We start from the raw sequence: 13,509 nt of genomic DNA, 5'->3' as shown, positions 1-13,509 counted from the left end.
GTACAGACTGGCAAAGTTTTAGTAAAGTCCCCAATCTTCAGGGAAGAGATCTCCCCTCCAGGACAGGTTCCTCAGGGTTCCTTCTCTCAAGAACAGTGCAAGAATCAATAAAAAATTCAAATTTCGTCACAACATCAATAACTTCGAAGAAAGGCAGGAAGGCTTCCGCCAGGTGAAATATCCCGGACACGGTTCTCTTTACATTTTTCAGCGCATGAGATAGGATGCTGACTGGTAATGCCCTATGCAAATTCTTAACCAGGTACGAGGCTGAACTTGAATTCAGGAGAAAAACGATGAGCATCCCCCCCTTTATAATCAGAGTAAAACCCCTTCTGCAGGCAGTCCTCATGGCGACACTGCTGATCTGCAGCGTCTCTTTTGCCACAGCCAAAGAAGAGAAGGCTCCCATCAACATCTACGCTGACAACATGATCTCTACGGAGAAATCCAGCTCTGTCACCTTTACCGGTAACGTTGACGCCACCCAGGGTGATATCCGCATCCGTTCGGACAAGATGGTTGTCTATTACACCACTGATGAGAAGACGAAAAAAAGCCAGCCAGCTGACAGCACCGGGAAACAACAGGTGGAGAAAATGGTCTGCACCGGCAAGGTGCAGGTGACCCGCGGTAAATGGCTCGGCACCGCAAAACGCATGGACTACCTTGAGAAACAACGGCAGGTGATCCTCTCCGATAACGCCCGTGTCTATGAAGGTGACAACAGCGTCGCCGGCTCCAAAATTATTTATTATCTTGATGAAGGCCGCACCCAGGTCATTGCTGGCCGGACAAAAGAGGAAAGCGGTGGTAAGAAAGCCGGCCGCGTCGGCATGACCATCTTCCAGAAATAATCATGGCCGTTCTCGAAGTTCGCAATCTTGTGAAGCGCTACGGTCCCCGCACCGTAGTCAACGGCGTCAGCCTGCAGGTTAATACCGGCGCCGTAGTAGGTTTGCTCGGCCACAACGGCGCGGGGAAAACCACAACCTTTTATTCCATCGCCGGTTTTATCCGCCCCAACGGTGGTAATATCTTCCTCAGCGGAGAAGATATTACCTGTCTGCCTATCCATCAGCGGGCACGACGGGGGATTTCCTATCTCGCTCAGGAACCGTCAGTCTTCAAAAAGCTGACAGTAGAAGACAATGTCCGCATCATTCTTGAACCGCTCGGGTTGTCGAAACGCGAAATAAACCTGCGCATTGACACCCTGCTTGCCGAGCTCAAGATTGAACATCTGCGTCACAACAAGGGCCATGCCCTTTCCGGCGGAGAGCGACGGCGGGTGGAGATTATGCGTGCCCTTTCCACCCGGCCGCAGTTTATCCTCCTTGACGAACCCTTTGCCGGTATAGATCCGCTGGCGGTAATTGACCTGCAGAAGCTTATCCGCGAACTCAAAGGGAAAGGGCTCGGCATCCTTATCTCTGACCATAATGTACGGGAAACCCTCGAGGTATGCGATTTTGCCTACATTATGAGTGCGGGACAGGTCCTCACCAGCGGTGTCGCCGAAGATGTTATTGAAAGCGAAGCGGCGAGAAAAGGTTATCTCGGCGAAAACTTCCACATGTAAGACGGCATAAAGGAAAAACTTCAACCAAATGGCTCTCGAACTCAGGCAACAGCTCAAACTCCAGCAAAAGCTGGTCATGACCCAGCAGCTCCGGCAGGCAATCCAGTTGCTCCAGCTCAACCGGACAGAGTTGTCTGACGCCCTCCAGGCAGAGCTTGAACAGAATCCCGGACTGGAAGAAGATATCTCAGTTCTCGAACCTGAGAACACCGCCGCCCTCTCCTCCACCCGCGAGGACATCGGTCCCGCACAGGAATCCGAGGTTACCGAAAAGCTCAACACCACTGAAGGAACCCTTCCCGAGACCAACTGGGAGGAGTATGAAAACAGCTTCGACTCCAATCTCTCCTTTTCCCGAGAGACACCGCCTGCCGATGCTCCCTCTCAGTTTGACTTCATCTCCGAAGAACCCGGCCTGACAGCCCACCTTGCCTGGCAGCTTGCCCATCAGGAGCTGGACGAAAAAGAGAAGGAGATTGCCATGTTTATCATCGGCAACCTCAACCGTTACGGTTTTCTGGAAGTAGATATGGACGAGATTATCGCCGACTGTAACTGCGATCCGGATGAGGCGGAATATGTGCTCTGCGATGTCATTCAGCTCCTCGACCCTCCCGGTATCGCAGCACGCAACGTCAGTGAATCACTCTACCTTCAGCTGGAACAGATGGGCAAAAGCGACACCCTCGCCGCGAAAATTGTCCGCGACCACCTGCCGCTGCTCGAGACCCGCAACTACAAAGAACTTTCCAGGCGTACCGGACGCAAGAAACCGGAAATTGAGCGGGCCATCAATTTTATTGTTGAGGAACTGACCCCATGGCCCGGCCTGCCATGGAACAACGACAGCACCAACTATATCGTCCCTGATGTCTATGTGCACAAAATTGACGGCACGTATATTGTTCATCTGAACGAGGACGATATTCCCCGCCTCAAGCTCTCCACCGACCTGCAGGAGATGCTTAAGGAAGGCAGGAACATCGACAAGGACAAACGCCACTACCTTCACAACAAGCTCAAAGATGCCAACTGGTTCATCAAGTCACTCTACCAGCGGCAACAAACCATCTATCGGGTGATGAACTCAATCCTCAATTTTCAGCAGGAATTTTTCGAGAAAGGTCCCGAACATCTCAAACCGCTGATTCTTAAAGATGTAGCGCAGGATATCGACGTTCACGAATCCACCGTCAGTCGGGTAACCTCCAACAAATATGTTCACTGCTCTCAGGGTATCTTTGAACTGAAATACTTTTTCTCCACTGCCATCCAGAAAGAGGACGGCAGTACCATGGCAGCTGAATCCATCAAGACCATCATCTGCCGCATCGTCTCAGAAGAAGACAAAAAGACGCCTTTCTCTGACTCTGCCATTACCGCAAAACTGGCAGAAAGCGATATCAAAATAGCCAGACGCACGGTAGCCAAATATCGTGAACAACTTAAGATTCCCCCGGTAAAACACCGCCGGGAGCGCTGACAGGACAAAAAAAGAGGCGGACGCTTTTCAGCGCCCGCCTCTTTTGTCCAAACAGGTTTCCCTGCTCAGTCGTTGGTAATGCAGGCTGCGGGGCAGGAGCCGATAGATTCTTCAATACAATCAGCGTTGGCCTCAAGATCAGCACCTTCGATAACAAAGGCTTTGGTTTCATCTTCGTTGAAACCAAATACTGCCGGGCAGATTTCTACACATGATTCACATCCCATACATTCTTCTTCATCAATTTTTACAGCCATTTGCCTTCTCCTTGTGAGTAAAATTTTGAGGCACGGAACACCCGAGCCCCGATAAACCGATAAACTAAATCGGCTGAACTCCTTTTACAATAATACCAGAGTCTGCGCTTTTCAATTTTTCCCTGCAGGAGTTGTTTCTTTTTCTGGAAAAAGATAAAATTTCACCAGGGAATATGGTATCATCCGCAAAGACTGGGGTTGGAAGAACACTGCAAGGCGACATGCCCGTCGGCAAACAGCCAGCCACGCGCCGCTCTATTGTACCACTTTTTTTTGTTATCCCGGTTTTTCCCAGGTTTTTTTATATTTTAGAGGTCCCTTAAGCAGCAGGGTACCTTGAATAATTTTGTATTTTGTTCATCTTCGAGACACAGAAGAAAATTTACCCGCCTGTAACTTTGATATCGGAGTCTGGCGCTTAGCTCTAAGGATAAATTTTTGAGTGTAACGAAGAAAATGGGCGAAAGACGGGTTATTCGATGTTCCCAGAAGTGCATTTCTTCCTTTTTTGAGGCGGAATCATACGAGGTTCCTCATAGTTTTCAAGTTTTTTTTACTCTCACGCTAAAGAAGGAGAAGCCATGAAGTATGCCATTATGACCATCGTTGCTGTCTATCTGCTCACTGCTTACGGATGTAATAAAACGGAGGAAGTGGAACAACACGTTCAGAACACGGAACAGACTGCAGTACAACAGACCGGCGCTGAAGAAACTCTGCCGGTAACTGATGAAATCCAGGATGCAGTTGCCGACGTGGCTGCCGTAGAAGATCAACAGACCCCTGAGGCTGTTGAAGTTATCATTGTGGATCTGGATGAAGATATTGCCTGTCCTGCCATGCAGGAAGCTGCAGTTATTGTCGTTGAACCCCTGATTACCTCTGAAGAAATTCAGCAGCAGACCGCTCCGGTAGTACCCATTCAAGAGGCAACACCCGGTGAGACCCCTGCACCGAAGACTCCTGCTACCCTGACCGAAGTTCCGGCAGTTACTGCTCCAGCCGCTGCTCCCGAGGCTCTCGACGATGCACCCGCGCCGAAGACTCCTGCCGCCATGACCGACGTTCCGGCAGTTACTGCTCCGGCCCCTGCTCCCGAGGCTCTTGACGATGCACCCGCACCGAAGATTCCTGCCGCCATGACCGACGTTCCGGCAGTTACCGCTCCGGCCCCCGTCCCCGAGGCTCTCGACGATACACCTGCTGACGCAAAGCAGGACAAGATGGTTAAAACCAGCCCCAAAGGAATTATGTCGATGCTGGCAGACGAAGGAGAAAAACGTCTCTCAGAAAATCTCAAGGCAGAGCAGCCTGCCTCTGAAATGGACACGGTACAAACCGTACAGAGTGGCCCTGCCTGCCCCGCCAAGTCAAAAAAACCCTGCACGAGTGTCGATTCATCCGCAAAGATCTCAGACAACAAGGCCGTTGAGGTTGTTGTGGATGAGAACAAGGTGCTCAAGGTAAAGGGTGATCACACCGTCGTGCAGACCATCACCAAAACCACCACTACTGAGAAGACAGGAGACAAGGTCTCTGCCATAAAACAAAACGTTGAGGTCAAAACACGTCCCGCCAGTCCCGCAGAAATGAGCCAGGCTCTCATTGAGATGCGTCAGAGTACCAGTGAGCTGATACAGCTGACCAACAAACTCATACGTGAAAATAAAGCTCTGAAAGAGACGCTGAAACAGCTTCAGTCTGTAGAACAGTAAAAAACGGAAGGAATTCAGCTTTCGGCTTTACGCCGCACACAACGCCGGTGCCGCTCTACTTCCCACGAGGGCGGCACCGGTTTTTTTTATTTGTATTCCAGAACAAGGACAGGAACCATGAAAGGAAAAACAGCTGCGGCAATAATGAAGGCATTTGCCGAATGGAGCAACACCTGCAAAGAGTTGAAACCAGCCTGTCGCAGCGGTTGTGACACCTGCTGCACCCGTAACATCACCGTCACGGCTCTCGAAGGAGAAGCAATACTGCGTTACGTCCAGGAGAATGACCTTACCGGAGAATTCGCCCTGGCACTCGGTAAAACGCTTTCAGAACAACCCGCCATTTCCGGACCAGCGAGCACCGCCAACGAATTTGCAGACGCCTGCCTCGGTGAGCGCGACGTCCCTGACGATCCGGAGCCCTCCACCGCGCCCTGCCCCTTCCTGCAGGACAACCTGTGCACTATCTACCCGGTACGCCCCTTTGCCTGCCGCATGTTTATCTCTTCAGTGGTATGCAGTGGAAAACAACCGGCTATCGTTCCCGACTTCTATTTTGAAGCGGCAACCTGCACCATCCAGCTCCTTGAGCACCTCGACCAGAAAGAGTATTGGGGAAATCTCTATGATGTTCTCGGTGCTCTTGCCGAGTTGCGGGAATTTCGCAGCATAGGCGAAATAATAAATGACCAATACCCCGGAGAAATCAGCAAGGCGAAGATGCGCGTACGTGCGGGGAAACCATTGCCGGGCTTTCTTATCAGCGAGGAAAACAACGAGAAGGTTCAGGGAATGCTCGATTCCATTTTCAACGCCACTGTAGAAGGCAGGCGTATCGAAGACCTTCTCAACGGTAAATAAAAATAACAGAGAGGCACTGGTCAACAACTGGTTCAACCTCGTTTATCAACTGCAAAGGGGCTCTGCGGAGCCCCTTTCCGGGGAAACAAACAGGCTGCCCTCTCCCTCAACCTCAAAGAGCCCGCATGAAACTGTTGGTGGTCTCAGATATCGTCGAGAAAAAACTCCTCGAAGCACCCTGCGCCCGCCGCAGCAGCTTCGAGGCCATAATCGCCTGCGGTGACCTGCCCCCGGAATATCTCATCTCCCTGCGGAACCTTTACGACGCCCCGCTTTTTTACGTCCTCGGCAACCACGATAACCGCCATAAAACGAGACCTCCGGTGGGCTGTACTCCGCTGCACCGGCGCATGGTCACCCTCCACGGACTGCGCATCGTCGGGTTCTCCGGATCCCGCTGGTACAACTACGGAGTCAATCAATATTCCGAGAAGGAGATGACCCGCTTTATTCGCAGCATGCGTTTTCTTTTCTGGCGTCGGGGAGCACCCGATATCGTCATCACCCATGCCCCGCCGCGCGGTTTCGGAGATCGGGAGGATCAGCCCCACCGCGGCTTCCCCTGCTTCGTGAAATTTATCCACCGTTATCGTCCGAAATACCTGCTCCATGGCCACATCCACAGGCATTTCACCTCCGACGCCGAGCGTATTATCACCCTCGGCTCAACCACCATCATTAACTGTTTCGGATCTTATGTCCTCGAAATCGATCCTTGAAAAGGTTTCCTCCTTTGTCACCGGCAAAAAGAAAAAGGAAACTCCGGAAAGCAGTTTCAATCTCCGCCAGCAGCAGGAAGGCGCCTGGGACGCAGTGAAACGCGGCACCCTGATGGTTCCGCTGGAACGAATCGTCGGCAGCGTCGGCCGATATCACGATTTTGACCGCGAGTTTAAGGTGCGCCGCGGCTCACACCACCGCAGCGAACGCCTGGAGGGAATCTTACGCGCCATGCGTGACGGACGCGCCATCCCTTCCATAGCCCTCTATCAAATCAAGGATGATTTCTATATCCTCGACGGGCACCATCGCTACCAGGCTGCGCGGGAGCTGGGATGCAGGGAGATTCTCTCACGCATCATCGAGCTGCTGCCCTCTGACAACTCCCTGAAGAGTATTCTCTACCGTGAAAAAAGTGAATTCAAAGAGAAATACCATCTGCCGGAGATCATTGACCTCACCGAACCCGGCCAGTTTGCCCGCTTCGACTGGCAGATTGCCGAGCATCAGAAACATTTAGTCTCCAGTGAAAAATGGGGCAGCAATATTGGGGAAGCGGCCCGCGACTGGTATGACACCATTTACCTGCCGCTGAATATACTTGTTGAACGCAGCGGTCTGTTGGAGGCCTTTCCCCGGCGCACCTCCGCTGACCTCTGTCTTTACATCTCAACCCACCAGTGGCAACTCGGCAGGACACGTAAATATGGTATAAAATTCGACAAACTCATCCCCACCGACATGGAGGCCTTCCGCATGGATATGATGAACCGCAGTGAACAGGATTACCCCGAGATGAAACGGGAGATTACCGTTTTCATGCTGCTCAATATCGACGGCAAGGAAGAGAAAGAACTCCTGCGCAGGATGAAAGAGCTCGATGAGATCCGCGAGATCCACACCGTCCACGGCAGCTTCGATCTGCTGATCCGCATCACCCTTCATCGCGACCTGCTCAGCTCTGATGCCGAACTGATCTCTCAGTTTACCCAGGAGACTATCCGTCAGTGGCCCGGAGTCAGCTCAACCCAGACCCTTATCCCGGGGATGTCAATCATAAAGGGTGAGAATTGAAAGACAGGGAGAAAGGAGACGGGAGACGGGAAAAAGCAAAAGACGGAACCACGAATGGGCACGAATAGCTACCTTGAATAATCAGTCTTTCGCCCATCTTCTTCGTTACAGTCAAAAATTTATCCTCCGACAAAGCGAAGAACGAGACGTCGAGATATCAATTATATACCTGCGGTAAATTTCTTCCTGTGCCTCGAATATGAACGAAATACAAGATTATTCAAGGAACCCATCTCTCTTTCCTGCATCTTGAACGAGTAAATGAATATGATTGGAAGTAACACCATTTCCACTTTGTATTGGTAGATTTAAAGGCAGGGGGACGGGAAAAAGCAAAAGGTCTTTGTAGAGACGACCAATTTGGGCGTCTCCAGCACAACGGACGTTTCTACAATGAGATCAATTTTACATCTTCTTTGGCGATTACGAATGGATAAACAGGATGTAAAACGAGCATAACTTAATAGAAATGGTATAACACAGTAATTGAGAATTACCAAACCGTATCGTTTTTTGGCAGCATACAACCACTGGACCCAATTCCGACGGTCCATTTTCAATTTAAGTAAAAAGTCCCTCTTGTGGCATCTGTGGGTAAGATGTCATACTTGACCAGGAATATAATGCCGTTTTGCTCTCGCCATAAGAAATTATTTTCTAATGCACTAATGCAGATCTATATTAACGTTTTTGAGCCTAAGTTAGCCCCCCGGGTCGGCTGCAGCGTTTTGTTAACCGAATTCATCTACTTTTCGCTTTTTTATAAACAGCATTGCGTTCTCGCTTCCCAACAGCGATCACATACACAATAAGTTCAGAGTCAACAACTTCATAAACAAGTCTATACCCACTTGCTTTCAGTTTGATTTTGTAATGATTTTCAAATCCAGATAGTTTAGCTGAAATAATTCGTGGTTTTTCAAGTCTTTCAGCAAGTTTTTTCTTGAATTGCTTCTGCAAAGGACTATCGAGTTTTTTCCACTCCTTTAATGCCGATGGAAGGAATTTAAGGCTATAGCTCATCTATGTCCACGTCTACAGCAAACTCTTTTTCATGCTGCCGTTCTTTAATAATTAAGCCAAATTGATAATCTTCGATTTGTTCAAGCATTATTTCGTATGTATCAGCGGGGATAAGATATGCCGTCGGTTTATTATGGTTTAAGATAGCTATAGGTTCACCTTCCGCCTGTTCGATAAGAGAGGAAGGATTCTTTTTTAGCTCTGAAATACTTGCTGAGCATTTTGCCAAAACTGATTCCATTTCGACCTCCTTTAGATCTATATAAAGTTTTTTTATTGGTTTTAATATAGATCATAAAAAAGCTTTTGGCAAGGAGGATATTTTCAAATGGTTAACGTACAGGTGACCGGGTGCCAAGTATGATCGTCAAACGGGGTCGGACCACGTTAACTCTCTGATTACAAATTAACGTCCCATTCAGAGGTGTTTATTGAGCCTATATCTTCATTTCTACCATCATATTCGACATTATAGATTATGTGTTTTTCACGAAGTTGAAATCCGATGTCATGTTCTAAAACCTTCCGACCTTTACCACGAAATCCCAATTTCGAATGAATTGTTTCTACAAAAATTCGGTTTCCTACAGCTACACTTTCACTCCAACCCGGTTGCCTGCCGCAGGTCCTGTTGGTAACGGATTCACTTACCAATTCTTTGTGAGTCTCTCGGAAGGTACTATAAGATGCAAACCCTGTAAGTTTCGCTAACTTTTGATAATCAATGAGCACTGACTTCCTTTTAGGCATCTGGATTTCATTATATCCACAAAAAGGCCACTCAGAGGGATGTACAACGACACCAGCACGAACCATGTTACAATTAATATAGACAAGGCATCTCAGCAGGTGCTGTTCGGTCTCCACTGCAGTTGAATGGTATCGATCCTCCCAAAAAGCTCCTTTCCTCTTTTTTCTCATATTGTATTCTTGCCCGGTTCTTCCAGCAATCAACTGCAGAGATCGAGGTATGACATCTCTTTCCTGCATCTTGAACGAGTAAATGAATATGATTGGAAGTAACACAGTAATTGAGAATTACCAAACCGTATCGCTTTTTGGCAGCATACAACCACTGGACCCAATTCCGACGGTCCATTTTCAATTTAAGTAAAAACCTCTTGTGGCATCTGTGGGTAAGATGCCATACTTGACCAGGAATATAATGCCGTTTTGCTCTCGCCATAAGAAATTATTTTCTAATGCAGATCTATATGAACGTTTTTGAGCCTAAAAAACGCATTATTGACAGGTATAAGAGTCACACGAATACAAACACTTACCTTGTCCCGACCCTCGTTCGCCGCCTCGTTCCTCGTTCGCCTCGTTCGACCTTCTGTTAAGTGTTAAGTGGAGCGCGGAGCGGGACACTTGGCCAGGCAATCCACGATTGCAAGCCCCGTTAAATGAGGCCGCAGAGCGGTCTCATTTAACGTTGAGTTAACCGGACCGCGCTGTTTTGCGGGTCCAGTTAAACGCCTGGTTGTGTGATATCTTTATTTTTTCTTTGATTGGATTTATTGCTGAACGGTTTAATATCGTTTAGAGTTTTTTCTTCGGCTTGTTTTGTTTTATATAAGTCACACCTTAATTGTAAATTCATCCAAAAATCTTCGGATACCCCAAAGAATTTAGCTAAACGCAGAGCTGTACTCGGAGTAATGCCTCGTTTTTTATTAATAATTTCATTTATCCGCTGATAGGAAACATGTATTGAGTCTGCAAGATCTTTTTGTGTTATACCCATGGGGCTCAAAAATTCTTCTATTAGCATCTCACCTGGATGTGTTGGCTCTCTATGAGTCGGTACTCTTACCATAACTGACCTCTGTATTTTAGTGATAATCTATAATTTCAACCAGATCAGGACCATAATCAGACCAAACGAAGCAAATGCGAAATTGGTTATTGATTCTTATGCTATATTCGCCTTGACGATTACCTTTGAGAGCTTCGAGCATGTTGCCTGGCGGTACTTTTAGGTCATCTAATCTGGTTGCCGAGTCGAGTTGATCAAGTTTTCTTGAGGCAATTTTCCATAAGATTTGAGGGCATATATTCCTTGCATCTTTGGAATTTTTACCATTAAATATATCTTCTGTGCCTTTGTCCTTGAATGTCTTTATCATAGATTCACAATAACACGGATATCATGCTATGGCAATTTTCTTTCAACACACAACGTTAAGCTAACCGGCCGGGAGCGAAACAGGTACAGCCTCTCAAAAACCTGGGACTTTGATTTAACAGACACCTTTTCAAAGCGGCTCAGTCCTCCCGGTCGGGTTCAGCGTTTGGCTGGAAAGTCGTTTTTTAATAAAAGAATGGGTCTGATTCATCACTAAAATAAAAAAATTAGTGAGTATATTCAGGTTGCGCCACCAGATTAACACCAAGTACCTTGGTTATTTTTTTTATGGTAGCAAAGCCTGGATTACCGTCGCCAGACAAAGATTTATAAAGGCTTTCACGATTAAGGCCTGTTTCTTTAGCAACTTGCGCCATACCTTTTTTTCTTGCCAAGTAACCAAGAGCGACAATAAATATTCGTGGGTCATCGTCCATAAAGGCGTTGTTCAGGTATTCGTTGATTTCCTCTTTGGATTCCAGGTAGTCGAAAGGGTTATAAGGAGTTGTTTGGTTAGCCATAATTTCACCTCTCTAAATAGTTTGAGCAATTTCTTTGGCTTTGTTGATATCCTTTTTCTGCGTTGATTTGTCTCCGCCACACAGCATACTGGCGGTAATGGCGAGTACCGCCTTGCGATCTCTTAATTTCTTGAGCCATTTATCAAAGCTTTCAGTTTTTTCGATCTCGTATTCCATATTGATAGAGTAGCCCATGGACTACAAAATATCAAGACCAGCTACGACAAAACTGTTTTAGCCAAAGATGCACGGCTATGTATTGAGTCTTTCCAACGCGGCCATCACCGGCGGGAATGGAGCGCAGCGAAATTACCGTCCGCGTGCATGGTATGGTTGTGTGCCGGGCACGGCACACGTTCTTAAGGGTGAGTTCATCATAGTAACTCGGACTATAATGAGCAAGTCCCAGACCCAGCCTGATGGAGGCGAGCCGGAGCGAAGCGGAGACCACGACACGAAGTGGAGAGAGACTGAAAGGAACGGTAACGGTGTAGCGTTATTGCAACGGTTATCCGGTAACGGTGGCTTGAAGGAGACAGCCCAGTTACGGCAGGGTAACGCGAATGTACGGGGCGACGTACAGAAATCGAGTCAGGCGAATCTGATTGGGACCATGGCGCAGATAGCGGAGACTTCGAGACAGTCTTAAGTCCTCTATCCATCTTTAAGGATCAGGTGCGTGGTTGGCACAGTATGGAAAGACATGTATTCACCCCCGGAGATCCGTTGTGTCTCATTGATGTGATGAATGAGCAAACCGCAAGGTGCGCTTATCGTACAACGGAAGTCAGCAGAGGGCATAGCAGGCCAGTAAATGAGCTCGGTGAATAGAAAAAAAAAACCGGGAGGTGGCAGACTGGATGAAGGCCCGAACGGTGGCCCCAGCCGAATGGTGGGGATAAATGAAAAGAGAGATGGAGGTACGTACTTATGATCATAGCGCAGCAGTCAGCTGAAATGGGTATAGCGTCGTATTTAACCGATCCCTCGACAGGAGGAAACCGGCTCATGGAAATCATTTTTGAGCGGGAGAACATGCGCCGGGCCTTGAAACAGGTTCGGTCAAATAAGGGTGCGCCAGGTATCGATGGAATGACCGTCGATCAATTACCGAGTTACCTGAGACGACATTGGGAGGAGATAGGTAAGCGCAGACTCCGAAGACGGCTCTTTTTGCCGGAACATATCAACCGTTACCGGTTCGAAGGAAGGAAATCCCAAAACCACAGGGAGGCGTTAGATTACTGGGTATACCTGCAGATAAGCGAAGACTTCGAGACTTGACCGGCTGATTCAGCAGGCCATAGCGCAGGTTCTTCAAATGATCTGGGATCCAACGTTTTCTGAGTTCAGTTATGGGTTCCGTCCGGGACGGTCAGCACATGGAGCTATCAATCATGCTAAACAGTATGTTGAGAAAGGCTTAAAACGAGTAGTCAGTATTGATTTGTCGAAATTTTTCGACAGGGTTAATCACGACCGCTTGATGAGCCGACTCGCTACAAAAGTGCATGACAAACGGCTCTTGAAACTCATACGTAAGTTCCTCACATCCGGAGTAATGATCGGTGGTTTTATACCATTCCTATTAAGTTATACCTCATTTGGGGGCTCAATCGCGGTTGTATCTGCTCTTAATAATTCCGGGAATTACTACCAGTTTAGCCCACCAATGGTTGTGTAATTCCACTGTTATCGTTACGTTTCCCGTCACAGTGTAGACAAGGCATGCCTTGTCTCTACAACACCATTGCTGGAATCACTGTTGTAGCGATTTTTCACCAGGGATGTGTAGTGTCACCGTTATCACCCCATGGTAATGATATGGCAGCGGGTTATCGGTAATGCTTGCCATTTCGCTGATGGCCGCCACCGTAGAGACAAGGCATGCCTTGTCTACAGAACAACATCGCGGGAAACCACCGCCGTGCCGATTTTCCATCAATGGTGATGAATCAATACAAAATGGAAATGGTATTATACAAGCTGTCGATGAGGGTACTCCTCAAGGAGGCCCACTTTCTCCGTTGTTGTCTAATATTGTGCTGGACGAGCTTGATAAAGAGCTTGAAAAGCGTAATTTGTGTTTCGTCCGTTATGCGGACGACTGTGTGCCACGAAGGCGCACTCAGGTGTGTGATGTTG

General features: G+C 48.1%; 19 protein-coding genes and 3 pseudogenes. 11 read left to right on the top strand and 11 right to left on the bottom strand.

Going from position 1 to position 13,509, the window contains the following annotated elements; all coding sequences use genetic code 11:
* Positions 1-37 precede the first annotated feature (37 nt).
* Positions 38-304, bottom strand: coding sequence for a hypothetical protein (locus tag JWG39_RS10340; RefSeq protein WP_205219320.1), 267 nt, complete (start codon positions 302-304; stop codon positions 38-40).
* Between JWG39_RS10340 and lptA the strand changes: the two genes are divergently transcribed.
* Genes lptA through rpoN form a run of 3 tightly spaced genes read left to right on the top strand, consistent with a single transcriptional unit; the run spans position 297 to position 3,065 of the window.
* The gene (gene lptA / locus JWG39_RS10335) at positions 297-857 is read left to right on the top strand and encodes a lipopolysaccharide transport periplasmic protein LptA (protein ID WP_205219319.1); all 561 of its coding nucleotides are present in this window, start codon (positions 297-299) and stop codon (positions 855-857) included. The genes JWG39_RS10340 and lptA overlap by 8 nt on opposite strands.
* 2 nt (positions 858-859) lie before the next feature.
* Complete coding sequence (lptB, locus tag JWG39_RS10330; protein ID WP_205219318.1) at positions 860-1,582, top strand: LPS export ABC transporter ATP-binding protein; 723 nt, start codon at positions 860-862, stop codon at positions 1,580-1,582.
* Positions 1,583-1,610: 28 nt separating this feature from the next.
* Entirely contained in the window at positions 1,611-3,065 is a 1,455-nt protein-coding gene (rpoN, locus tag JWG39_RS10325; protein ID WP_205219317.1) for an RNA polymerase factor sigma-54, read from the top strand.
* Between the two features lie 65 nt (positions 3,066-3,130).
* Here the strand turns inward: rpoN and JWG39_RS10320 are convergent, their stop codons facing one another.
* Complete coding sequence (locus JWG39_RS10320) at positions 3,131-3,322, bottom strand: ferredoxin (protein ID WP_205219316.1); 192 nt, start codon at positions 3,320-3,322, stop codon at positions 3,131-3,133.
* A 581-nt stretch (positions 3,323-3,903) separates the two neighbouring features.
* On the opposite strand from JWG39_RS10320, the gene JWG39_RS10315 reads away from it, so the two are divergent.
* From JWG39_RS10315 to JWG39_RS10300, 4 genes are all read left to right on the top strand, one after another.
* Positions 3,904-5,037 (top strand): hypothetical protein, encoded by a 1,134-nt coding sequence (locus tag JWG39_RS10315; protein WP_205219315.1) that lies wholly within the window; start codon positions 3,904-3,906, stop codon positions 5,035-5,037.
* Positions 5,038-5,154: 117 nt separating this feature from the next.
* Entirely contained in the window at positions 5,155-5,898 is a 744-nt protein-coding gene (locus JWG39_RS10310) for a YkgJ family cysteine cluster protein (protein WP_205219314.1), read from the top strand.
* Between the two features lie 125 nt (positions 5,899-6,023).
* A complete protein-coding gene (locus tag JWG39_RS10305) occupies positions 6,024-6,617 on the top strand; it encodes a metallophosphoesterase family protein (protein ID WP_205219313.1) in 594 nt (197 codons plus the stop codon).
* Entirely contained in the window at positions 6,595-7,692 is a 1,098-nt protein-coding gene (locus JWG39_RS10300; protein WP_205219312.1) for an Lrp/AsnC ligand binding domain-containing protein, read from the top strand. The genes JWG39_RS10305 and JWG39_RS10300 overlap by 23 nt, the downstream gene beginning before the upstream one ends.
* Before the next feature lie 476 nt (positions 7,693-8,168).
* On the opposite strand, the pseudogene JWG39_RS17070 reads toward JWG39_RS10300, so the two are convergent.
* The 8 genes and pseudogenes from JWG39_RS17070 to JWG39_RS10265 all read right to left on the bottom strand — a co-directional run.
* Positions 8,169-8,336: pseudogene (locus JWG39_RS17070) on the bottom strand (transposase); the annotation flags it as partial.
* Positions 8,337-8,433: 97 nt separating this feature from the next.
* The gene (locus JWG39_RS10295) at positions 8,434-8,715 is read right to left on the bottom strand and encodes a type II toxin-antitoxin system RelE family toxin (RefSeq protein ID WP_205219311.1); all 282 of its coding nucleotides are present in this window, start codon (positions 8,713-8,715) and stop codon (positions 8,434-8,436) included.
* Positions 8,705-8,956: a type II toxin-antitoxin system Phd/YefM family antitoxin gene (locus JWG39_RS10290; protein ID WP_205219310.1), complete on the bottom strand. Its 252-nt coding sequence runs from the start codon at positions 8,954-8,956 to the stop codon at positions 8,705-8,707. The genes JWG39_RS10295 and JWG39_RS10290 overlap by 11 nt, the downstream gene beginning before the upstream one ends.
* Positions 8,957-9,114: 158 nt before the next feature.
* Positions 9,115-9,901: pseudogene (locus tag JWG39_RS10285) on the bottom strand (transposase).
* Positions 9,902-10,186: 285 nt separating this feature from the next.
* The gene (locus tag JWG39_RS10280) at positions 10,187-10,534 is read right to left on the bottom strand and encodes a HigA family addiction module antitoxin (RefSeq protein ID WP_205219308.1); all 348 of its coding nucleotides are present in this window, start codon (positions 10,532-10,534) and stop codon (positions 10,187-10,189) included.
* Positions 10,535-10,550: 16 nt separating this feature from the next.
* Complete coding sequence (locus tag JWG39_RS10275; protein WP_205219307.1) at positions 10,551-10,844, bottom strand: type II toxin-antitoxin system RelE/ParE family toxin; 294 nt, start codon at positions 10,842-10,844, stop codon at positions 10,551-10,553.
* Between the two features lie 226 nt (positions 10,845-11,070).
* On the bottom strand, positions 11,071-11,364 hold the full coding sequence (locus tag JWG39_RS10270) for an addiction module antidote protein (protein WP_205219306.1): 294 nt from the start codon (positions 11,362-11,364) through the stop codon (positions 11,071-11,073).
* A 12-nt stretch (positions 11,365-11,376) separates the two neighbouring features.
* Positions 11,377-11,541 carry a type II toxin-antitoxin system RelE/ParE family toxin gene (locus tag JWG39_RS10265; protein WP_240192086.1) on the bottom strand — a complete coding sequence of 55 codons (165 nt, stop codon included), beginning with the start codon at positions 11,539-11,541 and terminating at the stop codon, positions 11,377-11,379.
* Positions 11,542-11,623: 82 nt separating this feature from the next.
* Between JWG39_RS10265 and JWG39_RS10260 the strand changes: the two genes are divergently transcribed.
* The 3 genes from JWG39_RS10260 to JWG39_RS17395 all read left to right on the top strand — a co-directional run bounded on the left by JWG39_RS10260 (position 11,624) and on the right by JWG39_RS17395 (position 13,048).
* A complete protein-coding gene (locus JWG39_RS10260; protein WP_205219304.1) occupies positions 11,624-12,013 on the top strand; it encodes a hypothetical protein in 390 nt (129 codons plus the stop codon).
* A 359-nt stretch (positions 12,014-12,372) separates the two neighbouring features.
* On the top strand, positions 12,373-12,648 hold the full coding sequence (locus JWG39_RS17400; protein WP_240192085.1) for a hypothetical protein: 276 nt from the start codon (positions 12,373-12,375) through the stop codon (positions 12,646-12,648).
* Between the two features lie 37 nt (positions 12,649-12,685).
* Positions 12,686-13,048, top strand: a complete 363-nt coding sequence (locus JWG39_RS17395; RefSeq protein WP_240192084.1) for a reverse transcriptase domain-containing protein — start codon at positions 12,686-12,688, stop codon at positions 13,046-13,048.
* 75 nt (positions 13,049-13,123) lie between these two features.
* Here the strand turns inward: JWG39_RS17395 and JWG39_RS16530 are convergent, their stop codons facing one another.
* Positions 13,124-13,306, bottom strand: a complete 183-nt coding sequence (locus JWG39_RS16530; RefSeq protein ID WP_240192094.1) for a hypothetical protein — start codon at positions 13,304-13,306, stop codon at positions 13,124-13,126.
* A gap of 46 nt (positions 13,307-13,352) precedes the next feature.
* Between JWG39_RS16530 and JWG39_RS17060 the strand changes: the two are divergent.
* Positions 13,353-13,509, top strand: a pseudogene (locus tag JWG39_RS17060) (reverse transcriptase domain-containing protein); the annotation flags it as partial.

The organism is Desulforhopalus vacuolatus (assembly GCF_016918505.1).
In the GTDB taxonomy this organism is placed as follows: Bacteria; Desulfobacterota; Desulfobulbia; order Desulfobulbales; family Desulfocapsaceae; genus Desulforhopalus; species Desulforhopalus vacuolatus.
Note: the sequence above shows the minus strand (reverse complement) of the source record. Positions and strands in the feature narration are given on the sequence as shown.